This is a genomic window from Paenibacillus sp. Marseille-Q4541, assembly GCF_018310695.1.
GTDB lineage: Bacteria > Bacillota > Bacilli > Paenibacillales > Paenibacillaceae > Paenibacillus.
The window spans coordinates 144,329-169,320 of the sequence record NZ_JAGXCY010000001.1; the positions used below are offsets into that span (position 1 = coordinate 144,329).

Genomic DNA, 24,992 nt, shown 5'->3' on the forward strand with positions numbered 1-24,992 from the left:
GTATAGCAGATATTTGTTTTTCGTATAATGGATTAATCGGCACAACATTTGTATTTTATTTACTGTTCTGAATCCTACTTTTTCTTCAATGGTTGACGTGTATTATCACGCGGCTTGTTGAACGAAGGCCTTTTCTTAGATGCAAGTAACGGAGACCGAATAAATGTTTCCATCATCGCCTTTGCATTAAAAGGTATAAACGGCCAGAGATAAGAAGAATTATACGAACGGTGTAATGTAAGCGCAAGGATTATCACCGTCGTACCAATAATGAGCCCTGGCGCTTTAAAAGCAGCAACGAGGACAAGCAACAATAGCCGGATAATCCGATTCGCGAGACCCAGTTCATAACTTGGCGTTGCAAACATCCCAATGGCAGCAAATGCCATATAGAGCAGTACCTCATTGACAAAAAGGCCCGTTTTTACTGCTACGTCTCCCACAAGAATCGCTGCGATGAGTCCCATCGCAGAGGCCAGAGGAGTCGGTGTATGCACGGCGGCCATCCTCATAAGGTCAATCCCAAGTTCAACGATAAGAAACTGCACGATGATTGGCAGCTTCACACTATCCTGAGGACCAATAAACTCCATCCCAACAGGCTTCAAGCTAGGGTCAATTACAAACAACATCCATAACGGGAGCAAAAACAAAGATGCAAAGATCCCAATAAACCGCACTAACCGCAAATAAGTTCCCATAAAAGGCGTTTGCCGGTTCTCTTCCGCATGCTGACACAGATCAAAAAATGTCGTCGGCATAATCATGACACTTGGGGAGGTATCTACAAAAACGACAACTCTGCCCTCCAGCAAATGAGATGCCACACTATCCGGACGTTCAGAATATCGAACTAAGGGATAAGGATTCCAACCCTTATTAATAATCGCTTCTTCAAGCTGCTTATCTGCAAGTGGAATACCGTCCAAATTCACCTTTTCAATCTTTTCACGAATGCTGTCTACTTGCACTTTATCCACGATATCATCAATGTAAGCGATACAAACATCCGTTTTAGTTCGCCGGCCGACCTGGAGAAGCTCAAGTTTAAATCCGGGATCATGCAATCTTCTACGGACAAGAGAAACGTTCGTAAGCAGCGTTTCGGTAAATCCATCTCTAGATCCACGGACTACTCGTTCAAGAGACGGTTCCTCAGGACTACGAGTCGGATAACTTCTTGTATCAATGACAAGGGCTGTTTCTTCACCCTCGATAAAGAAGGCACTCATGCCGCTCATAACCTGGAGAATAATTTTGCTAAGCTCGGTATATTTATTTACTTGGATATGGGGAATGTAATACTCGAAAAAATCTTGTGCTGCATCAGCATTCATTTCCCTAGGATTGATGTAGGAAAGTCTTTCAAATATTTCAGTTAGCGCAGTGTCTTTTGTAAGACCCGTCACGAACAGTAAACCGGTATGTCTCCCCCCAAAGGTCATTTCCCGGAAATTCACATCAAAGCTTTCCCCGAGTCCCATGACATATTTAAAAGTTTGCTTCAATTTCTCAAACTCAGGCACTACAACATCTTTTCCTTGCCAGTAGACAATAGACTCTTCAATAGAGTCGGACATTTCATTTTGCTGTTTCTTTTTGAGTTCTGCTTCTTTCGTTCTATCCTTTCCCTCTTCCTTGTGTTCCTGTCTTTCTTCAGAACGTCCTTGTTCTTCCGGCATCATTAGGTCCTCCTTTTATAGGCAATGCTCTTCAGCCAGAAAATCATATGTCCAGCCTGAAACATCTAACAACTTATTTAGCAAATACAAACCAATCAAATAATGAACCTGCGACTTTTCCAAAAACCATCGCCATTAATAATCCGAATAAATAAGGTTTCATGCCCAGCCTTTTGGCAAGTATAGGGAGTACATTAAGCACTTCCGTTAACGCCGCAGCCAGTAACCCAATAAATACGCCGCACAGTAACCCAACAAAAATAGACACAACCGGCAGCAGTCGCATTTTCAGATGCCAAAAATCAGCTACCGTTCCGATGAGAGAACCAGAAATCATGGCGACTTCATATGCGTGAGCCTTGTTATAAGAACGTGTCAGTTGTGCAAGGCGAGGGATCATATCAAGCACAATAAATAGGGCGATAACTCCGCTCCCTACCGCGATGCCGGAGGCGACACCGAGAAACATAATAATGACGCCATCCAGTACTGTCATGGATAATCCCTACCTTGAGCGTTGTCAGCGGTCAAGGATGATTTGATCCGCTCGTATTCTTCACTAACTGCATATTGATCCACATTCTGCTGATAGAGATACATTTCAACTTCAAGTGGAGTCGGTTCATCGTTCCATTTCTTCTTGAATAAATGGTTAAAAAATACGGCCATTCCAAATCCAATACCTATGGAATAAGCAATCTGGAACATATAAGGATTCTCATCTCTGTAGCCCGTAAGCATCTCAACAACACGGATATGTACTTCTTTCATATTTACATCCGCGTGAAAATTCATAATGGTCAAGGCAGATCCAAAAAACAGTAACAGCCAAACCAAGATGAATAGAGATTTAGAAGGTGGCCGCTCATGAGGCAGCAATTCTACCAAGGTGTGGCTGCTCCCAAGTGTTTCTACTTGGGCCCCTGGAACAACTTGTTTAATTCGAGCAATTAATGGGAGCACATCTACAAGAAGCAATGTCCCATCGCTTTTTTCGGTTTGCATTAACACGGTCTCCCGTATTTTGTTTTCATACTCCGGCGGATCACTCAAAATATTAGAAACATGCTTGATTTGGAGTGTACTCCCCATCTTGATCTTAATTCGGGCGTGAAGCCGAACGTACACTACAGGAGCGGATGGTACATTCATCCTGACGTCACTCCTTATACTGCGAAATTAGACATAGTATGGAGAAATCGGCTCTTTTTTATTCCTTGAAGTCAAGAGGAGATGAGAATCTCTGAACGTGAAGCAGAAAAAGACCCTATTCTTATAAATAAGAATAGGGTCTTACTTTGAGCCACTATATATCGTTGTTAAATGAATTTATAGTTTTCTTCAGTACAGAAATAAGATTATTAACTTTTACAGTTACTGCGCGATTTGTTCACGAATCACCTGCAAAATTTTCTTCTCTAATCTAGATACCTGTACTTGAGAAATACCGAGTCTTGTTGCCACCTCAGACTGAGTTTGATCCCGATAATATCTGAGGTATACAATCAGACGCTCTCGCTCTGATAGGTTCTCAATTGCTTCATTCAGTGCAAGCTTATCAAACCACCGTTCCTGAGACTCGTCGGCAATCTGATCCATTAAGGTAATCGGATCACCGTCGTTCTCGAATACGGTCTCATGGATCGAGGTCGGTGGCTTATTCGCCTCTTGAGCAAAAACAACTTCCTCGGGTGTAATCCCCAGCGCCTCTGCTACTTCCTTAATCGTCGGCAACCGGTCCAAATATTTGGAAAGCTCATCTTTTTTCTTGCGAACCTTGTTCGCTGTCTCCTTGAGTGACCGGCTTACCTTCAGTGTTCCATCATCCCTAAGGAACCTTTGAATTTCACCTATAATCATAGGCACTGCATACGTAGAGAACTTGACGTCGTAGCTGAGATCAAATTTATCTACCGATTTCAGCAGCCCGATGCAGCCGATCTGAAACAGATCCTCAGGCTCGTATCCACGGTTCATAAACCGCTGAACGACGGACCACACAAGACGTATGTTACAATTGACAAGCGTGTCCCTGGCCACATTGTCCCCGCTTTGGGAGAGAGCAATGAGGCGCTTGACTTCCGCATCTTCTAGATACGTGTGTGTTTTATGTTTCGTTTCTGCTTCCATAGGTCCAACCCCTAATTATACAGTGCTTTCTTGGATTCTATCCTTTTCTTCATGACGATTGAGGTTCCGCGTCCAAGCTCGCTTGACACCTCAAATTCATCCATGAAGTTTTCCATAATGGTAAAGCCCATACCCGACCTTTCAAGCTCCGGTTTGGAAGTATAAAGCGGCTGCTTCGCCATCTCCAAATCCTCAATTCCATGACCATTATCTTCAATCACAAGAGTAATGGTATCACCAAGAATTTCAGCCTTAATCGTAACCACACCATCCTGATCACTGTGATAACCATGGATAATGCTGTTCGTTACCGCTTCAGAAACCACCGTCTTCAGATCGCTTAACTCATCCATCGTTGGGTCGAGTTGTGAAATAAAGGCAGCAACTGCCACACGAGCAAAAGATTCATTTTCCGACTTTGCGGAAAACTGCAAATTCATAAAATTGGAATGTTCTGCATTCATGAGACTACCTCCAGACCCGAGAGGGCACTTCCCTCGTTATCAAAAACCGGCATAATTTTAAACAAACCCGACATGTCAAGCAAACGGTGAACGGCCGGATTGGCTCCGGAAATAACCATTTTGCCACCTTTATGATGGATCAGTTTATAGCGTCCTAGAATAACACCCAGTCCTGAACTGTCCATAAACTGAAGATCTTGTAAACTGAGTACGAGATGCTTGCATTGTTGCTTCTGAATCGCTTCATCCATCTGCAGACGAACCAAGTCCGCCGTGTGATGATCGAGTTCTCCTGAAAGACGGACAATGAGTACCCCGCGATCGTGTTCCAAGTTTACTTGCAAATTCATGCTTGCTCACTCTCCTCCCTGTCATAGCCAACCATTTCTACATTAGCGAAACGGTTTCCTGCCCCCCGACAAAACTAGAAGAAAACTCTCATGAATCTACAAAAGTGCTAAAATTAGCGAAAAAGATTGGAGGTTGTCCGCTTAAATAGTTTCCAGAAGCCTGCTTTCTCCACATCTACCGCTGCTTTAATCTCAAATTCCTTTAAGACCTTGTTATCTTGGGAAACAATAAGTTTTCCTAGAACTTGTCCTTTTTTCACAGGGGCTTTGATCTCTGTTGGAATAGTCAGTTTCTGGGTGGTTTCGCCAGAAGCACCTTTTTTCATAAGGACGCTGTAAGGCATGTCTGCAATGATTTCAATTTCTTTGACATTCCCTTTTTCTACCTGAACTTTTCCGATGACATCGCCTTTTTTATAAATGGATTTCATCGTGTACTGAGAAAAGGCATAGTCCAGCATATTCGAAACTTCACTGTTTCTTGTTTTTGTATTCGGTTCACCAAGCACAACGGCTACAACCCGCATGCCGTCTTTTACAGCTGTCGCTGATAAGCAGAATTTTGCTTCTGACGTATAGCCTGTTTTCAGACCATCAGCTCCTGGATAGAACCGAACTAATTTGTTCGTATTTACGAGCCAAAACGGTTTCGCGGAATCTTTCCGCAAGTGATCCTGATAAGCTCCTGTATATTTGGTAATATCGTTATGCTTTAATAGCTCACGGCTCATAATGGCGATATCATGTGCAGAAGAATAATGATTATCGACAGGCAGTCCGTTGCAGTTAGCAAAATGAGTATCGTTCATCCCAAGTTCCTTGGCACGATCATTCATCATCTGAACAAAAGCTGCTTCCGATCCTGCCAGCTTCTCTGCCATGGCTACGGAAGCGTCATTACCCGATGCCATTGCAATACCTTTGAGCATATCATCTACTGTCATTTCCTCGCCTGGTTCAAGGAAAATTTGCGATCCGCCCATGGATGCCGCATATTCACTCGCCCTTACTTTATCCGTCCATTTCAATTTACCAGAATCAATCGCTTCCACGATTAGTAGCATAGTCATGATTTTAGTAATACTCGCTGGAGGCAGCTTCTCGTGCCCATTTTTTTCATAGATGATCGTACCTGTGTCCGCATCGAGTAACACGGCTGAAACCGCATTTCCTGCAAGTTCAACAGGAGGTGTTACATTTTTTTGCGGCTGAATCGGCTCTTCCGCTTTTGCAACACCTGGAACAATAATAGCAGCAGTCAACACTAGGGCCATTAGTAGATTCATTCTTTTTTTCATAAGGTTCCCGTATCCTCCTCTTCTATAGATCCCTGAAATAATTAATCTAAAGCGTCATACTGCTATACATTCTCGTCAGGATGAATGGAAATTATTCCTTTATCTGAGATAAAATAATGAGATTATTCCAATCTAGAAAGAATCGAAAGAATGAACCTTTTTTGAGACTTGTTTGTTAAATATACATCAGCAACCGAAAGGGGTGATGCAAATGACCGAACGTGAACTTTTTAATACGTACAATAAAGAAATTTATCGAACCTGTTACTACCTTCTTCAAAATGCACAAGATGCTGAAGATGCGTGCCACGATGTGTTTGTCACCGTATTCCAACAAGACTTCCAAAAGGTAGATTATTTAAAGGCTTGGCTCATGCGAATTACAACGAATCATTGCTTGAACCTACTCAAAAAAAGTCGCAAAAAAAGAGAAAAACAGCTGCAAATTAGACATCTTCATGAAGAAGCAACAACCTCTGCAAAAGCACTAGAAACGATTGTGGAAGAGAAATCTACATCAGCCGATTGGCAAATGTTATTCCAACAGCTCCCGGACAAGCTTCTCGTGGTGATTACCCTGCGATACATCAATGATCTGACGATGACAGAGATTGCAGAGGTACTTCGTATCCCTGTTGGAACGGTGAAATCGAGACTGCATAAAGCGATTAAGATCATGAGAAACAAGCTGGAACAGGAAGAGTTCCACTATTTGAAGGGAGAGAATCACATTGAAGCCTATGGAAGATAACAAGATCAGAGAAGCCATTCAAACGGCTCCACCTGTCCCTTACCCGGATTTTGACCGGATGTGGAACAAAATTGAACAGAGCAAAGGAACATTGCCATCTTCTAACGCTTGGAAGTTTCAACGTACTAGTGTAGCCAAGGCAGCAATGATCACAGGGATCTCTGCGGTCATGATCGCGACTCCCGTATATGCAGCTATTCACTATAATTGGACTGATGTACTTTCGAATAAAGCGGGCATTCACTCTGTATGGGAACAAGGTCTCGGTCAATCCATTTCTCAGTCTGTTACAAAAGATGGGATTACACTTACGGTAGATACGGCTTTCTCTGATGAAAACAGAACAGTACTCCTATATACACTGAATCCGGAAGTGTCCGATCAAGACTATAATTTGAGTTACGACAAAGTTGAGCTGTTAACTGCTGAAGGCAAACCAATTCCAGGGCATTATTATCAGGTATGGAATCCAGAAATAAATGAATATCAGGGGTATTTTGAAACCGATTATGTTCTAAATCATAAGAAAGAAGAACTGCGCTTTTCGGTTACAAATGTAGTTTTCACAGAAAAAACAGAAGTAGCACTCCCATTTAATCCTGCAAATCAGGGGACACAAACATTCCCAATTAAGAAAGATGGCATTGGAACGGTCTCTATTCAGTCTTTTGACCAGTCAAAGGAGGATATTCTTTTACACACGTCCGTTAATTTTGAGGGCCTCGATAAGAACCAACGGGAGCGGACCTGGACTTCCTTTACAGCATGGGATGATAAGAATGAGATCGTTAAAGGATCAAAAAATGTATACGGCATACCAGGTACAAACTCAGAGCAAACCTTGTCTGAACAGGTCTATTCCAAAGACCAACTCTCTGCTGAAGGAACTCACTTCACTCTCTCCTATGAACGTGAGAAAAGTCGTGTAGCAGGAGAATGGGGAATTGACATGACTTTGTCTAAATCTCAATTAGAAAACAGTACGATAAAAGAAAAGTTAGACCTTCCTATTCCTCAAATGATGGAGGGTAGCAAAATTACAGAGATGATCGTAACTCCATCGGAAGTTCGTTTGATCGTAACCAATAAGGACAAATACACTCTCTTGCCTTTTCTTGATTATGAGCTTGAGATCGGCGGGAAACGACTCACTGGCAGCATGGACTATAATGCGAAATCTAAAGAAAAAACGGAACTCCGTTTTGAAATGATGCATATGGATCTCGCCTCCCTTCAAGAGCAACCTATTTCTCTTATTGCGAAGAAACGTGTAGATGAGCATAAAGGTAACGAAAAGACGTCCATCCGACTCTCCAATATCTCGACTAAACCTCAGCATTTCCAAACGGTATACGAAGGTTATATGGTGGATTGGACTTATTACCTGAAGGATGAGGAGCTCTATGTAGAATCTAGCAGCGAAAACCCTACATTTGGAGGAATCAATCAAACCTATTATTATGACGGTAAAGAAAAGATGTATGGGAATCCCGTTATCGTGAATTTTAGAGGAGAAGGGAAAAATAAAAGTATGGATGTATATGAAAATTTCGCACCGAAACATCTGGATATCTACGTATACATGTACACAACCGATCATTTAAATGAAAAGGTAAAGATACCGATCAAGATCAGGGATCAATAACAAAGCTAGAGATATCAGGAAGAATCCTGATATCTTTTTTTCATTTATTTGCTATTTCAGCGAACTACGCTCTTCTGAAGTTAGTCTATTAGTTATGAAAGACACGAAAGGAGCTGTAAACTTCATGAGTAAAAATGTAAAAACACTTCGTTTCATCCTTTTATTGTCGGTTATTATTGGATGTTCTCACGATACTCCCTCGTCCTACCCTTCTCTCGTAATATATGAAGGACAGAAGTATATGGGGCATGATAATATTGGTGTCTCAGCCTATCCTGACAAGATCAAAATAGGCTCAATTCAATCGCAAGTACGACCTGGTGAATGGGAACATGAAGAACTCAGCTCAAATGAATTAAAACAAGGCACAATTTACTGGTTAGATGAAGATTTGCTTGGAGCAAAGTGGAACGAACAGGAACTCAAAATATACAAGAAGTTAAAATAAATCAATGTCTACTAATCGCTTCAACGATGACAAATTAGGGGTAATATGATGTACAGCATCGTGTTACATAGAATAAGACATAAAGGGTACTGTAAACGTGAAATAAACAACACGAAAGAATGACACGGAGGCAATCTATTATGAAAGAACATCAACATTCATCCGACCACAAACAGGAGCACTCCCATGGTCATAGTGACCATCATGATCATCACGGACATCAACAAGGGGGTTCAGGGCACTCTCATATTCATACAAACAATAAAAAGGCGCTCTTCCTCTCTTTTCTGCTCATTACTGCCTTTATGATCGTGGAAGTCATCGGGGGGCTTATAACAGGCAGTCTGGCACTCCTTGCCGATGCAGGACATATGCTGAGTGACGCTATCGCTCTGGGACTTGCGTTATTTGCATTTCGCCTCGGTGAAAAAGCAGCAAGTTCATCCAAAACCTATGGATATAAACGTTTTGAAATCTTGGCTGCCTTCTTAAATGGCCTGACGCTACTATTCATATCTATCACCATTATTTGGGAAGCCATTCAGCGCTTTTCCGCTCCGCCGGAAGTAGCTAGCGGCGGAATGCTAACTATAGCTATTATCGGGCTCGTAATTAATATCGTTGTCGCTTTTATTCTCATGACTGGTGGCGATGTGAAAGGAAATCTCAATTTACGTGGAGCCTTTTTGCACGTACTTGGTGATCTGCTTGGTTCGATTGGAGCCATTATTGCTGGTCTGCTCATGCTATTCTTTGGCTGGTCTGTTGCAGACCCAATCGCTAGTCTAATCGTTGCCGTCTTAATCTTGATCAGTGGCTACCGAATTACAAAAGACTCCGTTCATGTTCTAATGGAAGGAAAACCTGAATTTATTAATCTTGAGGAAGTGCGAGAGCAGCTCCTCCAATTGCCGTCCGTATTGAGTCTGCATGACTTACATACCTGGTCGATTACTTCCGATTTTCCCGCGTTAACTGTCCACTTGGTGGTGTCAGGAGAGGCTGATCGTGACGAACTGCTTAAAGAGGCTAAATCGTTGTTAGAACGAAATTTTCAGATCTCTCATTCCACAATTCAGATAGAAAGTGATGGCCTTCATCTAGATGAGCCTTGCAACTAATATAGACAACAAAAGAAGCAGATATCCTATACGGACATCTGCTTCTTTTGTTGTAACTAGGTCGTTACTTTTACGCTATACGAAGCGCTCTACACCATTTTTCGTAACGAGCGCATAGATTAGTGGCTGTTTAGGTACCGCAGTATCGGTAACACTGTAGGCTTGTTTCAGCTTTTGTTCCGCTTCCTGCACTTTGGATTCACTCGCTTCATTGATGTGCATAACAGCAAGGGTATCCCCTGCCTTTACCTCATCGCCGACTTTCTTCACTAGTGTAACGCCTACTCCGTAATCGATGATCGATTCCTTTGTCTCACGTCCAGCTCCAAGCAGCATCGCCGCAATACCAATCGCTTCAGCTTCGATACTTGCAATGTATCCACTCGCATCTGCCTTTACTTCTATCGTACGACTTGCTCCAGGCAATTTAGTCAAATCATCGATTTGATCCACATCCCCATGCTGAGCAGCGACCATCTGCTTCAACTTATCAAAAGCAGCTCCGCTTCTAAGAAGTTCTGCTAAGAGTGTACGTGCTTCTTCTACCGTTTTTGCTTTTCCGCCTAGGACAAGCATATGAGAGGCTAGAAATAAACTAACTTCCTCAAGATCCGCTGGTCCTTTGCCTTGCAAAGTTTCTACCGCTTCTTTGATTTCAAGGGCATTTCCGATACCGAAACCAAGGGGCTGGTCCATATCACTGATAACAGCAACCGTATCACGTCCAACATGGGTCCCGATATCGACCATAGCTTGCGCAAGACGTATCGAATCATCCAGTGTTTTCATAAAAGCTCCGCTGCCTGTTTTCACATCAAGTACGATCGCATCGGCACCAGCAGCAATTTTTTTACTCATGACCGAACTTGCGATCAGCGGAATCGAGTTCACCGTCGATGTTACATCTCGAAGGGCATATAATTTTTTATCAGCAGGAGCCATATTTCCGCTTTGACCAATAACTGCAGCCCCGACTTCATTCACTTGACTGAAGAACTCATCTCGGGTGAGCTCAATCGTAAAGCCTGAGATAGACTCCAATTTGTCCAATGTGCCACCGGTATGACCGAGTCCACGTCCTGACATCTTGGCTACAGGAACACCCGCTGCGGCAACGAGAGGAGCAAGAACAATCGTAGTTTTATCCCCTACTCCACCAGTGGAATGTTTGTCCACCTTGATGCCTTGAATCGGAGAGAGATCAACCTGATCTCCTGACTTTGCCATCTCCATGGTGAGATGACCTGTTTCTTGTGCAGTCATCCCTTGAAAATATACAGCCATTGCCCAGGCAGACATCTGATAGTCCGGTATTTCACCACGGCTGTAACCCTGTACAAGATACGTAATTTCTTCTGCTGATAGCTCATGTCCATCACGCTTCTTCTGTATAATATCAACAGCTCTCATATGATTGACCACACCTTAACTACTGTATTTAAAAGCAAGTTGTGAAACTGAATTACACTTCGCGTACAAAAGCACGTACAAGTCCGATAAATTTCGGTTTGGTACGATTAGCCACAGCAACAACTTGTTCATGTGTAAGAGGCTCAAGTTCTTCACCAATCGCCATATCTGTAATACAAGAAATACCAAGTACACGTAGACCTGCATGTCTTGCAGCAATGACTTCACCTACAGTGGACATTCCAATCGCATCTCCACCCAGAAGAGCAAACATCGTTGACTCTTTAGGTGTTGAATACGTAGGGCCACTAATACCACAGTATACCCCTTCTTGAAGTTCCAAATTCGTACCATCTTCCCCTTTGATCTCTTTGGAAAGTTTCTTCGCAAGCGCACGATATTCTGGATCATAAGCAGCTGACATATCAGGGAAACGTACGCCAAGCTTGGAGTCATTAGGTCCGATCAATGGATTAGCTCCTGTCATATTCAAGTGATCCGTAATTAGCATTAGATCTCCTGCTTTAAAACCGCGATTCATACCGCCAGCAGCATTCGTAAGCATAAGTGTTTCTACGCCGATCTGTGACATCACATATACCGGTAGCACCACTGTACGCATGTCATAACCTTCATAGTAATGGAAACGCCCTTGCATAATGATGACATCTTTTCCTTCCAGCTTACCAATAACAAACCGACCGGCATGTCCTTCTACGGTAGACTCTGGGAAGTTAGGTACTTCATCGTAAGGAATGTATACTGCATCTTCAATTTGGTCACCCAAATCTCCGAGTCCGGAACCAAGAACAAGACCAATCTTAGGTGCATACTTGCCAAGCTTTTGCTTAATGTAACTTGCTGCTTCTTCAATATGAGCACTATATTCTTTTGTCAAATTACCTGTTGTTTGAGACATTTTTCCTTTTCCCCTTTATTCCGAATTTCGTTTCTATGATTATTATGACATCACGTTTCGTTACATTTGTGGAATGAGTGACATGACGAGGTTCAGGAATTTCTCTTTTACCATCTCAGCTGTCTCCATTACTTCATCGTGGGATAACGGCTGTTCAAGAATGCCTGCTGCCATATTCGTAATACAGGAAATACCGAGCACTTCAATTCCAGCATGACGAGCTACAATCACTTCAGCTACTGTAGACATTCCAACTGCATCCGCGCCCATCGTACGCAACATTACAATTTCAGCAGGAGTCTCATAGTTAGGACCCAGAAGGCCTGCATATACGCCTTCTTTCATCGTAAATCCTTGTTTATCCGCTGTATCTTTTGCAAGCTTGCGAAGTCTGTGACTGTACGCTTCGGACATATCTGGGAAACGAACACCAAAATCAGAATCGTTTGGCCCCATCAGTGGATTGCGACCTGTCAGATTCAGATGATCAGAAATAATCATCAGATCCCCAGCTTCATAAGACGTATTAACACCGCCTGCAGCGTTCGTTACGAGCATTTTCTGAACACCGATCGCTTTCATGACACGGACTGGAAATGCGGTTACTTCAGGTCCGTATCCTTCGTACATATGGAAACGACCTTTCATCATTACCACTGGACGGCCTTGAATCGTACCAATTAACAATTCTCCGACATGACCTTCAACTGTAGATACAGGAAAATGAGGAATGTCTCCGTACGGAATTGCTACTGCATCTTCAATGAGTTCAGCAAGAATACCGAGACCTGAACCGAGAATGAGACCAATCTCTGGTGTAATATTGGTTTTCGTTTGGATAAATGCAGCTGCTTCTTTTACGATATTCTGTGTTAGTTGTGTCATGTTACTTGTTTATCCCCCTTAATTAAGTTCCCTTAAAAAGCTTTCTCCATGAAGCGGAGATGCCGCACCAAAATTATCTGCAATCGTCGCACCGAGATCTGAGAATGTGTCTCTTATGCCAATGCTTTTTCCTGGTGACTGTAAAGACGGACTATAGATAAGAATCGGTACATACTCTCTAGTATGATCTGTTCCCGCATGCACTGGATCATTCCCATGGTCAGCCGAGATAATGAGCAAGTCATTTTCTCCAATACGATCCATAATCTGCGGCAAAGCTTTATCAAATACTTCAAGCGCACCTGCATATCCTTCAGGATCTCTACGGTGGCCATACAAGGAATCAAAATCAACCAGATTCGTAAATAAAAGACCATTAAAATCTTTGCCCAGTTGCTCAATTGTTAATTCAATCCCATGTTCATTACTTTTAGAAGGATAGGAAGCAGTTACACCTTCACCATCAAAAATGTCATTGATTTTACCAACCGCAATGACGTCGAACCCAGAGGTTTGCAAAGAGTTCATCACCGTTGGCTCCGGTGGTTTTACAGCGTAATCGTGACGGTTCGGTGTTCTTTTGAAAGCACCTGGTTGTCCTACATAAGGACGTGCAATAACCCGTCCCACAGAGTGCTCAGGAGCAAGTGTCAGTTTACGAGCAATTTTACACGCCTTATACAGTTCTTCGAGTGGAATAATATCCTCATGAGCAGCAATTTGGAACACACTATCTGCTGAAGTGTATACGATCCAAGCTCCTGTTTTCATTTGCTCTTTACCATACTCATCAAGTACTTCTGTTCCGGAAGCAGGTTTATTGCAAATGACTTTACGGCCTGTCTGTTGTTCGAATTCAGTAATAAGATCTTGTGGGAATCCATCGGGATATGTATTGAATGGAGTATCAATTTTGAGCCCCATCAGTTCCCAGTGTCCCGTCATCGTATCTTTCCCTGCAGATACTTCTTTCATCTTGCCATAGTAACCTGTCGGTGCCTCAGCCGGTGAAATGGGAGGAATGGATGCGATGTTACCAAGACCTAATTTTTGCAAATTTGGAAGTTTTGTTGTTGGTACTCGCTCCAGAATATGACCTAACGTATGGGCTCCTGTGTCACCAAATTCAGGTGCATCCGGTTGTTCTCCGATTCCTACACTGTCAAGCACAATAAAACAAATGCGATTAAACCGCGATTTTCTGTTTGTCATGATGTAAGCCCCTTCCTTATCTTCTCTATTCATAGTAAAGCAAATGATGTTCTTTCAATCAGGCTCGGGGATGATAATGATCATACACATCTTTCATATTCCTCTTTACCACTTGATTGTAAATTTGCGTAGTCGAAATATCTGCATGTCCCATCATTTCCTGCACTGATCTTAAGTCAGCACCGTTCTCCAGCAAATGCGCAGCAAAAGAATGTCTTAAAGTATGAGGTGTAATTCCTCCACCCACAAGCCCCGCTTCCTCGGCGTACTTCTTGATCATTTTCCATATACCTTGCCGTGTTAAACGACTTCCGTTCGTATTTACAAACAAAGCTTGCTCCTCAGCATGTGCTCTTAACAGTTTGCTGCGAGCGGACTCCAGATATTCAGTCGTTGCTCTTGCCGCAATACCGGTAACAGGAATTACCCTTTCTTTGGCACTATCCCTCCCGGTACGAACATACTTGAGATCGGTATTCAAGTCTTCCACATTTAAATGAACTAATTCTGAAACTTTGATTCCGGTTGCATATAGTAGCTCAAGCATTGCTTTGTCCCTAAGACCTGAAGGTATCGATGTATCCGGGATGTCAAGAAGCCTGTCCACTTCAGAAATGGAAAGGATTTTGGGCGGATTCTTTTCTGTTTTGGGTGAATCCAGATGATATGTCGGGTCTTTAGAAACAAACCCCTTAAACATAAGATAATGAAAAAAAGAGCGAAGGGATACAACGTTCCGTGCAATCGTTGAAGCTGCCTTTCCTTCTTTTTTCAGAAAAGAAAGATAAAGCACAATATGCGTACGTGTAATCTCATGAGCTTCAGCATCCGCATGCTGTTCTCTATCCATATACCCTATAAACTGCTCAATATCACGTTTGTACGATTCCAGCGTACTGACAGAAGACCCTTTATCCTCCTGCAAATAATCCATGTAGGGCTGCACATACTTCCTCATCGTTTTCCTTACAGCTCCTTACCTTTAATTTTGGGCAAACAAGGCCACTCCTCTATTCACCATACCAATAAAAAAAGCGAAGCCGTTCAATTAAGTTTGTTTTCTGGGTAGCAAGCTGAATTCCTTCTTCAGGATGAAATACTTTAAGCGCATTTCCCTCTGGTATCTTGTAATGATCAACGGGTGTAATCCAGTTTGAAAATAGACTGAACACATGATAAAACATGTATACAAGTGCAGCAAATATGATAAACAAACGAACCATACGAAGCCATTTGCGAAGTGAAAATACCATAACTTTTTTCCCGCCTCTCCTTGGTCTTTAGTCTTGTCCGTAAAGGATACGGGTAGTCTTCCCCGTTAACAATCCAGCTATGTTCAGCCTATGAAACAGTCAACCCGACTATGACCTTGGTTCGCGAAAAGAAAAAGTTATATTATCATCTTACCCTAACTACAAAGGCAATGTATATGAAAGAGTTCTTTCATTTACCATCTATATGTGCACATGCTAAAAAAGCTCCCCCGAACGTAACCCGGTGAGAGCTTGCTCATGCTTGTCTTTATATCAGTTCTTCGGCTTCTGATCGTTCTTGTCTTTGCAACGATAACAAATCCCTTGAAAATCAAGCCTGTGATCAAGAACCGAAAAATTAAACTCGCGTTCCAATCGTTCCTCAAGCGGCCCAAGCCAATCTTCTCGTATTTCGTCCATACTGCCGCATTGAACGCATATCAAATGGTGATGATGGTGCTTGCTTGTGTCACCGCGCAAATCATAACGGGCTACTCCGTCACCAAAATTAATCTTCTCTACGACATGCAGCTCACTGAGCAGTTCCAGGGTTCGATATACGGTTGCAAGACCGATTTCGGGAGCTTTTTCCTTAACCAACATAAACACATCTTCTGCGCTCAAATGGTCTTCTTCATTCTCTAATAAGACTCTAACTGTTGCTTCCCGTTGGGGCGTTAGTTTGTAGCCTTGAGACTGTAACTGTTGTTTAATCTTGTCGATCCGTGCTTCCATATTCTCCCTCCCCCTAGGAAATCACTGCATCGTGTACATAAACCCACTTGTATCATTATAGGGTCTCATACGAAATAAAGTCAACTATATCAGGGTTTTAGGAGAGGTACCCCAAGCAAATTATACCTTGATAAATAAGGGAGTTACCCACTGCATCAGCGTTGGCGTGACAAAGGTTTCAAAAGAAGAAATACCTACCATTAATAGTGCCATCGCCAAGGTTAAAGTGATATAACTCGTTAAAGGTCTTTTAACACTTTGGTTTCGCTGCATAAAGAAACGACTGCGGATCATATGAAGGGAAAACGTAATGGCGGCCACACTGCTAATCATTAGTACAGGAATTAAAAACAGATTATGAGGAGCAATAGACAGTAGCGCAAGCAGTAATCCTTTCCATGAATACTGGGCAACCAAATATCCTACAGAAAAACCAATCAGCACTCCTTTGAGAAAATCAAGTACGAGAATACCCGGAAGTCCAATGACAGACAAGCCAAGTATAAAAATGAGTCCGATCCATTTCAAATGAAGCATCGCAATGTCAAAAAAAGATTGGGCCTCATCCACACTTCCCTGATGAATGGTCACAAAAAAATTATCCAAATAACCCGCAAGATCCTGCTGCTGATCCAGGGTTAGTGCTCCTACCATTAATGCACCGAAAATAACCCCGACCAAAAACAAAACAGCAACAAAAACATAAAGTGGAGTTTGGTCTCTGAACGTATGTTTGAGAAATGGCATGATGAGAGGTCGTCCCCTTTCTGGTTACATACCTTACTCTATGAATTTCTCTCCCATTCTATGACCCTTGCTTTTGAGTTTTCGAAACTTTACCGTATGTTCCGCCACCGCCTGAACTTAAGCGCAGTTCACCACTTCTTGCAAGTACGATATACCTCGCCAGTTCCTCTCCTACAACGTTACTTAGCGCTGCTTCCTCCGTGCGATGAAGGATGGCCATTTCACTTCCGAAAGCTTCGAGTAATAATCGAAGTTTAACTTTGCCAAGCCCCGGAATGAATTCAAGCGGAACTTGGTATTTATAGTCAGGCCTTTCAGGAGGAATATAGGATCTATCCCGGTCCGCAATCGTCAATATACGATCGAGTACACCATGAACCAGTTTGGTGCTACCACAATAAGAGCAGCGTTCACCCGTAACCTGATCTTCATCTAGAATACTATTACATGAAGCGCAGTAGGTTCGGTGATACTTACCTAGCCGGGGATTCAGCCCATAATTCGCTTCAATACGGCGACCATCCTTATTTTGTAAAGCATAGGAAAACTCATCAAAAGAGGGCTCTAGCAGCCGTAAACTGTTGTACTCTCTCCCAATTTTAGAAAGGGAATGAGCATCTGAATTCGTCAAAAAAGGAATAGGGTCCAGTTCACTAATGTAACCTGCCATTTCGGAGTCCGCGCTGAGCCCAAGTTCAATAGCAGCTACAGATGAGACGTCCAAAATTTCCTCCATTCGGTGTACACTGCTTCCATAGATACCTTTATGGGGCGTGAACACATGAGCAGGAATAAACAGTCCTCCTCGGCGTACAATCTCATTCTGAAGTTGTCTTACAGGAACATAGATACGCTGAGAACTAAGATTTACATTTTTCATGTACGGGGAAATCCAGCTGGTAAATGACTCGATATCAGATAAGCTTCTGAAAAAGGCAAGAAAATGAAACTCTTTAAGTCCCGGTTCCCTTACTTCAAGCTCCGTGCCGAGTAAAATAACCGTATCCCGATACGCGATCCCTCCGCCTGGGATCTCTCTCATTTCGCCTGAATCAAGAGCCTCCCTAATATCTCGCTGCACGACAGGAGCATGAGCGTCAACAATCCCAATAAGCTCAATTCCTTTTCGATTCGCTGCTTCTTTGGCAATGTTCAGGAACGTTAGATTACGGCTGCCGCTTATTTTGACGGCTTCTCCCCTGTTCGTTCGCCCAATGTGAATATGAAGATCTGCATAGTACGTCCGAAGCGTTTGCGCATGGGTAGAAAAGGGCTGATCCATCTTATAACTTTCCTGTCAGCTGATACAAGTGCCATGCATATACAGCAAGAACGGTCTTGGCATCACTGATTCGTCCCTCTTTAATAAACGCATATGCTTCATCCAGGGTAATCTCCGACACTTCAAGAAACTCATCCTCATCCAGTTCCATCTCTCCTTCTTTAAGCTCGTCAGCCATGTAGAGATAGATGACCTCATCAGCAAAACCAGGGGACGTGTAAAACGCAGGTAGAGGTTTAAGAGATCCAGCACGGAACCCTGTTTCTTCTCTAAGCTCCCTTTTCGCCGCTTCCTCTGGGTCTTCGCCTGGGTCTAACTTACCGGCTGGGATTTCGAGTTCTGTACGCCCCAGAGCCTGTCTGTATTGATCCACCACGAGCATACGATCTCCTCTAACCGCCAGTACAGCTACAGCTCCCGGGTGTCTAATAATTTCTCTTGTTCCTGTCTGTCCATTGGGCAGGGTAACGGTATCCACTTGGAGAGAAACCACCTTCCCCTCAAATACCGGTTCTGTAGACACGGTCGTTTCCACTAACGCTGGATTGGATTCCGGATGTTTTAGATTTGGGTGCTTTATACGAGTAATAGAGTCATTCATAGATATACCTCCCTCATAAACTTTGAAAATAACAAGTATTAAAACTTACTTCATGGGCATACGGTTTAATATAAGTCTTTATTTCCGAGGAGTGAGCCCCTGATGAAAAGTTATAAAAACAATCATTCTTTATATATGGCCGGACAAGCTAATCAGATTATGAATACCCTTAGGCACTGGTTATCAGTTTACGGTCCAGACATGCAGATCGCTGATCTTCTTCAGAAGACACATCATGTAATTCCCTTGATTCGAAACGTGAAATAGGAAAAATGTATTCCTTCATTTACAAAAAAGGTCTGGCGTGTAATCACTAACGCCCAGACCTTTTCGTAAGTTGTTTTACTTTATTGTTTCGCTGCTTCGCTCACAATGGAAACTACCACTTGTGCAGCTTCCACGAGACTGCTCACTTTAATTCGTTCACTTGTCGTATGAATATCTTCATACCCAAGTGCTAGATTCACAGTCGGGATTCCAAATCCATTGAAAATATTAGCGTCACTTCCACCACCGGATGGGAATGTCTTCGCATTCAGACCAGCACTCGTAATCCCGCGAGCTGCGAGTTTCACCACTTCGTCCTCGTCTGTTAATTTGAAAGCTGGGTAAGCAATATAGCTCTCAAATTCTGCTTTTGCACCGTATTCTTGGCAGGTAGCTTGCAGTGACTCTCTCATGTGTGCAACTTGATTCTCCACTTTACTTTGAACTATACTGCGTGCTTCTGCCGCAATTTCAGCATAGTCGCATACTACGTTCAGTGGACCCGCACCTGAGAAACTACCAATATTAGCTGTCGTTTCATGGTCAATACGTCCGAGCTTCATCGCAGCAATAGCTTTGGAAGCTACTTGAATCGCACTGATTCCATCTTCCGGATTCACGCCTGCATGAGCGGATTTCCCAGTAATTTTCATCGTAATTTGAGCTCGCGCTGGTGCAGACACACAGATTCCTCCAACGTCACCGTTAGAATCAAGTGCAAAACCGAACTCTGCATCGATATCTTCCGCTTTCATCGCTCTTGCACCAAGCAATCCGGACTCTTCCCCTACGGTAATGACAAACTGGATTTGACCATGGGGAATATCGTTCTCTTGAATCACACGAATAGCTTCAAAAAGTGCAGCAATTCCAGCTTTGTCATCGGCACCCAAGATCGTCGTACCGTCACTTCGGATAAATCCGTCTTCTGAAATCTGAGGTTTGATTCCCTCGCCTGGTGCCACGGTATCCATATGACATGTAAAGAACAATTTCGGGGCATTACTTTCTCCTTGAGCTTTCCAAGTCACAATTAAATTGCCTGCGCCATGCCCAGTTTGCTCTTTCGTGTTATCTTCCTTTACTTCAAGACCAAGTTTGGAAAACTTCGTCTTCAGTATTTCAGAAATATGTTGTTCATATTGGGTAACACTGTCGACCTGGACAAGTTCCATAAATTCCTCTGTTATCCGTTCTTGATTAATCATGGTTATCATCCCTTCTAGTTTGACTTTCCACTCTGCCATGGATACGTTACAATAGAATGTAATTATGGTATAAAAGGAGCTCGCTCATGCAACAGAAAAAATGGTTTAAAGTCGTTGTCTATCTTATGTTAATTGCAATGATTGCCTCAACTTTACTAATTGTGATTGAACCCCTTCTTTTTGGATAAGCCCTATTTCTAGTTTACGGTCTCATCCATATGAGAAAGCTCAGCCTTTCCTATGTCTTTTTTTGAGAATAGGAGGGCTTTTTCATTTGGGGTTTATACTTTAAGACTGTGCTGCTGCGGTCCAGATCGGATCAAAACCAAACCGTTTTGCAAAAATAGGAACTAGTTCAGAGGCCACCTGTTCTGGCCAATGAACAAGTCCCGTACAATCTTCCAGTGAGGTTACTCCGTAGTCTTCAATCCCACAAGGGATAATACCCTTGAATCCTTCATTCTGAATACCTGACTTTATATTAAAAGCAAAACCGTGGCTTGTTATAAAGTCCCTACGGTGTGTAGTACTGCGATTAAATTTAATACCGATGGCACAAATTTTCAGATCGCCCACCCATACCCCTGTATACTTCTCTTTACGGCCCGCATTGATACCATACGTCTGTAAATACTCAATAAATACTTCTTCTACATTTCTTAAATGTGCATGTAAGTCAATTTCTTTACCTAGGCCCAGAAACATAATGGGATAGCCTACCAGTTGACCGGGGCCATGATATGTAATGTCACCGCCTCGATCAATCTGATAGACGGAAATCCCTTTTTTCTTCCGATCTTCTTCACTAATCAGTAGATGCTCCGGATGTCGCTGTGTACCAATTGTGTATGTAGGTGGATGCTGCAAAAGCAGCAGGAGTTCCTGCTGCTTTCCGGCATCAATGTCATGGACCATTTTTTTTTGCAGATCCCATGCTTCACCGTAATCCATCATATCGGTATAACTCACAACAAGCGGTCTATTCATACGAATACACCCTCCCCCAAGATTAACTCGTTGTCATGACTACAGTTATTTAGTATAGCTTCGTATCTAAAGAATAACTTTCTAGATTCTCTTTCACTCTTTGCAAGAATCTTCCCGATATAACTCCGTCCAAAATACGATGATCCAGGGACAAACATAAATTAGCCATTGATCTAACAGCAATCATATCGTTAATAACAACTGGCTTTTTCACAATCGATTCGAAAGTAAGAATGGCAGCTTGTGGATAGTTAATAATCGGATAAGACAAGATCGATCCAAACGAACCGGTGTTATTTACCGTGAATGTTCCTCCTTGCATATCATCCAGCTTGAGCGTACCTTCTCTCGTTCTTCTCGCAAGATCTTCAATCTCATGAGCCAGGCCAGCAATATTTTTGGTATCTGCTCTCTGGATTACCGGAGTCATAACCGAATCTTCTGTTCCTACAGCAAGAGAGATATTAATATCACGTTTGACAATAATTTTGTCCACAGCCCAGACCGAATTCATGATTGGATAATCTTTGATCGCATTAACAACTGCTTTAAGAAGAAAAGCAAGATAAGTTAGATTAATCCCTTCTTTGCGTTTGAACTCATCTTTCAGCTTATTGCGCAAAGTAACAAGGTTCGTTACATCTACTTCAATCATTGTCCAAGCATGCGGAATTTCAGATACGCTCTGACGCATGTTTCTTGCGATCGCATTACGGACCGGCGTGATATCAATATACTGTTCTGCTCTTCCAGAAGTATATCCATCAACTTCAATTTTCGGGATTTTTGGCGTTTCCGATAAGTGAATGCCTGAATGACGTACAGAAATCGCAGGATCCATCGATAAACTTGATTGCTCAGAAGTAGTTTGTTGCTGAACTTGCTTCCGATCTTCTACCGAATTCGTAGGAACAAATTGTTCAGCCTGCTTAGATAAAGAAGCTTGCTGCTGTGCATTCCCTTCCTGAACATAACGAAGTACATCTTTACGAGTAATTCGTCCATTCATTCCGGTACCCTTAATTTGGCTAAGATTCAAACCATGCTCAGCCGCAAGGCTCTGAACTGCTGGTGAATATCGATTTCGCATGGAACCTTGTTCTACTGTATTATCTGAAACTGTCGGCTGGACAATATTGTCCGATGCTCTAGTTTGGGAGGTTTCTCCCACAATTCCTGTGCCTGCAGCGGCATGAACTTCCATTCGGCAGATCAGCTCACCAACACCTACGGTTTGACCTTCCTCTGCTGTAATTTCACCCATGATGCCTTCCACAGTAGAAGGAATTTCCGCATTTACTTTGTCAGTTATTACTTCACAGATCGGTTCGTACTGATCTACCCGATCCCCTGGTTTCTTCAGCCACTTGGCGATGGTCGCAGATACGAGTGATTCCGCGAGCTGCGGCATAACCACTTCAATTAACTTCTTTTGTCCTGCCATGTTTTGTCACTCCAATCCTTCAACCTCACACCTGAGGAGGCCTATTCATTAGTACATTGCCAGCTTGAGCATTGCATCCTTCACTTTATCTTTACTCAGCATATAGAATCTTTCCATCGGTGGACTGATCGGCATAGCGGGCACATCAGGACCGCATAGACGTTCAATCGGAGCGTCTAGATCAAACAAACATTCTTCGTTAATAATCGCAGACACTTCAGCTCCGACTCCGCCCGTTTTGTTATCCTCATGGATGATAAGCACTTTACCAGTCAATTTCGCAGCTTCGATAATTGCTGCCTTATCCAATGGTTGAAGTGTACGTAAATCCAGAACATGAGTCGTAATTCCTTGTTCTTTTTCTAGTTCCTCAGCAGCTTGCATAACGAAATGCAGCGGCTGGGAATACGCGATAACGGTAATATCATCACCTTCACGTAGGACATTTGCTTTACCGATCGGCACGATGTAATCATCCTCGGGAACTTCTTCCTTCGCGAGTCGATACATTTTTTTATTTTCAAAGAAAAGAACGGGATCCGGGTCACGGACAGCCGCTTTCAGGAGACCCTTCGCATCATACGCCGTGTAAGGAGCTACAATTTTAAGCCCCGGTGTACCGAAAAAAATGGATTCCGGACATTGGGAATGGTATAAACCACCGAAAATACCGCCACCGATTGGAGCACGAATAACGACAGGGCAACTCCAATCATTGTTGGATCGATATCTGATTTTTGCAGCTTCACTGATAATCTGGTTTGTTGCTGGAAGCATAAAATCAGAATACTGCATTTCTGCTATCGGCTTCATGCCATACATGGCTGCACCAATAGCAACTCCAGCGATAGCTGATTCAGATAGAGGAGTATCCATAACGCGCATTTCACCAAACTGATCCATCAGTCCTTTGGTCGTCGTAAATACTCCGCCTTTTACACCCACATCTTCTCCAAGAACAAATACGGATTCATCCCGTTCCATTTCTTCTTTCATTGCAAGTCTTATCGCATCAATATACTCCATTACTGCCATATTATCGTTCCCCTCCTGACTCTTCATCGGCATACACATGCAGCAGGGTATCTTCTGGCTTCGGATATGGAGCATCATCCGCATATTCCGTAGCTTCTTTCAGTTCCATACTGAGCTGGGCAGCCAGATCGTTATCACGCTCTTCGTCCCAAATTCCACAGTCAATCAAATATTGCTTCATTTTGGCAAGTCCGTCTTTTTTCCAATTTTCTTCGACTTCTTCCTTGGTCCGATAAGCCAGATCATTATCTGAAGTGGAATGTGGTGAAAGTCTGTACATCATAGCTTCAATTAAAGTAGGACCTTCTCCTGCAACAGCACGTTCACGAGCTTCTTTTACCGCAGCATAAACCGCAAGTGCATCATTCCCATCAACACGGAGTCCTGGGAAACCATAGCCAAGTGCTCGATCACTTACTTTACCGCTAAGCTGTTTGTGAATAGGTACAGAGATCGCGTACTGATTATTCTCAACCATGATAATTACGGGAAGTTTGTGTACTCCCGCAAAGTTACTTCCTTCATGAAAGTCACCCTGATTACTTGAACCTTCTCCAAAGGTAACGAAAGATACAAAATCTTTCTTCTGCATTTTAGCAGCTAGTGCTACCCCAACAGCATGAGGAACTTGAGTCGTTACCGGACTTGATCCAGTTACGATTCGAAGGCGTTTGCTACCAAAATGACCCGGCATTTGACGTCCTCCGCTATTCGGATCTTCTGCCTTCGCAAATGCAGACAGCATGAGTTCTCGAGGCGTCATCCCTACCGCTAAAACAAATCCATAATCCCGGTAATACGGCAGGAAGTAATCCTTCTCCCGATCAAGTGCAAAAGCAGCAGCTACCTGAGCTGTCTCTTGACCGATACCGGATACATGGAAATTGATTTTCCCTGCTCTCTGCAAGAGCATACAACGTTCATCGAATTTACGAGCCAGGAGCATATATTTGTACATATCAATAACCTGACCGTCTGAGAGACCAAGCTCGTTATGTTTGTACTGCTTAGATGTCATGTTTTTTAAGTTCAAAAGTTACGAACCCTCCTTTTAGAGTAGCTTAAATATCTTTAGTACTGTCTTGTCTTAAAACCTGGTACTAAGACTTGGCTTAAGC

Annotated in this window: 28 protein-coding genes; 6 read left to right on the forward strand and 22 right to left on the reverse strand. The window is 42.9% G+C overall.

The window, feature by feature from the left end:
• Positions 1-74: 74 nt before the first annotated feature.
• The 7 genes from KFT32_RS00720 to KFT32_RS00750 form a co-directional block, all read right to left on the reverse strand.
• Positions 75-1,682 (reverse strand): spore germination protein, encoded by a 1,608-nt coding sequence (locus tag KFT32_RS00720; RefSeq protein ID WP_481856288.1) that lies wholly within the window; start codon positions 1,680-1,682, stop codon positions 75-77.
• 73 nt (positions 1,683-1,755) lie between these two features.
• The gene (locus KFT32_RS00725; RefSeq protein WP_211745088.1) at positions 1,756-2,178 is read right to left on the reverse strand and encodes a stage V sporulation protein AB; all 423 of its coding nucleotides are present in this window, start codon (positions 2,176-2,178) and stop codon (positions 1,756-1,758) included.
• Entirely contained in the window at positions 2,175-2,834 is a 660-nt protein-coding gene (locus tag KFT32_RS00730; RefSeq protein ID WP_211745089.1) for a stage V sporulation protein AA, read from the reverse strand. Before KFT32_RS00730 ends, KFT32_RS00725 begins: the two co-directional genes overlap by 4 nt.
• Before the next feature lie 222 nt (positions 2,835-3,056).
• Positions 3,057-3,812, reverse strand: a complete 756-nt coding sequence (sigF, locus tag KFT32_RS00735) for an RNA polymerase sporulation sigma factor SigF (RefSeq protein ID WP_211745090.1) — start codon at positions 3,810-3,812, stop codon at positions 3,057-3,059.
• An 11-nt stretch (positions 3,813-3,823) separates the two neighbouring features.
• Positions 3,824-4,276 (reverse strand): anti-sigma F factor, encoded by a 453-nt coding sequence (gene spoIIAB / locus KFT32_RS00740; protein WP_211745091.1) that lies wholly within the window; start codon positions 4,274-4,276, stop codon positions 3,824-3,826.
• On the reverse strand, positions 4,273-4,626 hold the full coding sequence (gene spoIIAA / locus KFT32_RS00745) for an anti-sigma F factor antagonist (RefSeq protein WP_211745092.1): 354 nt from the start codon (positions 4,624-4,626) through the stop codon (positions 4,273-4,275). The genes spoIIAB and spoIIAA overlap by 4 nt, the downstream gene beginning before the upstream one ends.
• Before the next feature lie 113 nt (positions 4,627-4,739).
• A complete protein-coding gene (locus tag KFT32_RS00750; RefSeq protein WP_211745093.1) occupies positions 4,740-5,924 on the reverse strand; it encodes a D-alanyl-D-alanine carboxypeptidase family protein in 1,185 nt (394 codons plus the stop codon).
• Positions 5,925-6,135: 211 nt separating this feature from the next.
• Between KFT32_RS00750 and KFT32_RS00755 the strand changes: the two genes are divergently transcribed.
• From KFT32_RS00755 to KFT32_RS00770, 4 genes are all read left to right on the forward strand, one after another.
• Entirely contained in the window at positions 6,136-6,675 is a 540-nt protein-coding gene (locus tag KFT32_RS00755; protein WP_211745095.1) for an RNA polymerase sigma factor, read from the forward strand.
• Positions 6,665-8,320, forward strand: coding sequence for a DUF4179 domain-containing protein (locus tag KFT32_RS00760; protein ID WP_249435601.1), 1,656 nt, complete (start codon positions 6,665-6,667; stop codon positions 8,318-8,320). Before KFT32_RS00755 ends, KFT32_RS00760 begins: the two co-directional genes overlap by 11 nt.
• A 124-nt stretch (positions 8,321-8,444) precedes the next feature.
• A complete protein-coding gene (locus KFT32_RS00765; RefSeq protein ID WP_211745098.1) occupies positions 8,445-8,768 on the forward strand; it encodes a hypothetical protein in 324 nt (107 codons plus the stop codon).
• Positions 8,769-8,908: 140 nt separating this feature from the next.
• A complete protein-coding gene (locus KFT32_RS00770) occupies positions 8,909-9,889 on the forward strand; it encodes a cation diffusion facilitator family transporter (RefSeq protein WP_211745099.1) in 981 nt (326 codons plus the stop codon).
• Between the two features lie 75 nt (positions 9,890-9,964).
• Here the strand turns inward: KFT32_RS00770 and KFT32_RS00775 are convergent, their stop codons facing one another.
• The 10 genes from KFT32_RS00775 to KFT32_RS00820 form a co-directional block, all read right to left on the reverse strand.
• Entirely contained in the window at positions 9,965-11,299 is a 1,335-nt protein-coding gene (locus KFT32_RS00775) for a pyrimidine-nucleoside phosphorylase (RefSeq protein WP_211745100.1), read from the reverse strand.
• Between the two features lie 52 nt (positions 11,300-11,351).
• A complete protein-coding gene (locus tag KFT32_RS00780) occupies positions 11,352-12,218 on the reverse strand; it encodes a purine-nucleoside phosphorylase (protein WP_211745102.1) in 867 nt (288 codons plus the stop codon).
• 60 nt (positions 12,219-12,278) lie between these two features.
• Complete coding sequence (locus KFT32_RS00785) at positions 12,279-13,103, reverse strand: purine-nucleoside phosphorylase (RefSeq protein ID WP_211745104.1); 825 nt, start codon at positions 13,101-13,103, stop codon at positions 12,279-12,281.
• An 18-nt stretch (positions 13,104-13,121) separates the two neighbouring features.
• Positions 13,122-14,315, reverse strand: a complete 1,194-nt coding sequence (deoB, locus tag KFT32_RS00790) for a phosphopentomutase (protein ID WP_211745105.1) — start codon at positions 14,313-14,315, stop codon at positions 13,122-13,124.
• 58 nt (positions 14,316-14,373) lie between these two features.
• Entirely contained in the window at positions 14,374-15,273 is a 900-nt protein-coding gene (xerD, locus tag KFT32_RS00795; RefSeq protein WP_211745106.1) for a site-specific tyrosine recombinase XerD, read from the reverse strand.
• A gap of 52 nt (positions 15,274-15,325) precedes the next feature.
• Positions 15,326-15,568 (reverse strand): DUF4227 family protein, encoded by a 243-nt coding sequence (locus KFT32_RS00800; RefSeq protein WP_211745107.1) that lies wholly within the window; start codon positions 15,566-15,568, stop codon positions 15,326-15,328.
• 273 nt (positions 15,569-15,841) lie between these two features.
• Positions 15,842-16,303 (reverse strand): ferric iron uptake transcriptional regulator, encoded by a 462-nt coding sequence (fur, locus tag KFT32_RS00805; RefSeq protein ID WP_211745108.1) that lies wholly within the window; start codon positions 16,301-16,303, stop codon positions 15,842-15,844.
• Positions 16,304-16,423: 120 nt separating this feature from the next.
• Positions 16,424-17,050, reverse strand: a complete 627-nt coding sequence (gene spoIIM / locus KFT32_RS00810) for a stage II sporulation protein M (protein ID WP_211745109.1) — start codon at positions 17,048-17,050, stop codon at positions 16,424-16,426.
• A 58-nt stretch (positions 17,051-17,108) separates the two neighbouring features.
• Positions 17,109-18,332 carry an endonuclease Q family protein gene (locus tag KFT32_RS00815; RefSeq protein WP_211745110.1) on the reverse strand — a complete coding sequence of 408 codons (1,224 nt, stop codon included), beginning with the start codon at positions 18,330-18,332 and terminating at the stop codon, positions 17,109-17,111.
• Position 18,333: 1 nt separating this feature from the next.
• Positions 18,334-18,933 carry an NUDIX domain-containing protein gene (locus tag KFT32_RS00820; protein WP_211745111.1) on the reverse strand — a complete coding sequence of 200 codons (600 nt, stop codon included), beginning with the start codon at positions 18,931-18,933 and terminating at the stop codon, positions 18,334-18,336.
• 102 nt (positions 18,934-19,035) lie between these two features.
• Here KFT32_RS00820 and KFT32_RS00825 point away from each other — a divergent pair, with 102 nt between their 5' ends.
• On the forward strand, positions 19,036-19,200 hold the full coding sequence (locus KFT32_RS00825; RefSeq protein ID WP_211745112.1) for a Z-ring formation inhibitor MciZ: 165 nt from the start codon (positions 19,036-19,038) through the stop codon (positions 19,198-19,200).
• An 80-nt stretch (positions 19,201-19,280) separates the two neighbouring features.
• Here the strand turns inward: KFT32_RS00825 and KFT32_RS00830 are convergent, their stop codons facing one another.
• On the reverse strand, positions 19,281-20,408 hold the full coding sequence (locus tag KFT32_RS00830; protein WP_211745113.1) for a M20/M25/M40 family metallo-hydrolase: 1,128 nt from the start codon (positions 20,406-20,408) through the stop codon (positions 19,281-19,283).
• An 86-nt stretch (positions 20,409-20,494) separates the two neighbouring features.
• Here KFT32_RS00830 and prli42 point away from each other — a divergent pair, with 86 nt between their 5' ends.
• On the forward strand, positions 20,495-20,596 hold the full coding sequence (gene prli42 / locus KFT32_RS00835; RefSeq protein ID WP_211745114.1) for a stressosome-associated protein Prli42: 102 nt from the start codon (positions 20,495-20,497) through the stop codon (positions 20,594-20,596).
• Positions 20,597-20,696: 100 nt separating this feature from the next.
• Here the strand turns inward: prli42 and lipB are convergent, their stop codons facing one another.
• From lipB to KFT32_RS00855, 4 genes are read right to left on the reverse strand one after another with little or no spacing between them, the layout of a single operon-like run.
• The gene (gene lipB, locus KFT32_RS00840; RefSeq protein ID WP_211745116.1) at positions 20,697-21,395 is read right to left on the reverse strand and encodes a lipoyl(octanoyl) transferase LipB; all 699 of its coding nucleotides are present in this window, start codon (positions 21,393-21,395) and stop codon (positions 20,697-20,699) included.
• 49 nt (positions 21,396-21,444) lie between these two features.
• Positions 21,445-22,839, reverse strand: a complete 1,395-nt coding sequence (locus KFT32_RS00845) for a dihydrolipoamide acetyltransferase family protein (RefSeq protein ID WP_211745118.1) — start codon at positions 22,837-22,839, stop codon at positions 21,445-21,447.
• 48 nt (positions 22,840-22,887) lie between these two features.
• On the reverse strand, positions 22,888-23,874 hold the full coding sequence (locus KFT32_RS00850; protein ID WP_211745120.1) for an alpha-ketoacid dehydrogenase subunit beta: 987 nt from the start codon (positions 23,872-23,874) through the stop codon (positions 22,888-22,890).
• A gap of 1 nt (position 23,875) precedes the next feature.
• Positions 23,876-24,892 (reverse strand): thiamine pyrophosphate-dependent dehydrogenase E1 component subunit alpha, encoded by a 1,017-nt coding sequence (locus KFT32_RS00855; RefSeq protein ID WP_211745564.1) that lies wholly within the window; start codon positions 24,890-24,892, stop codon positions 23,876-23,878.
• Positions 24,893-24,992: the final 100 nt, after the last annotated feature.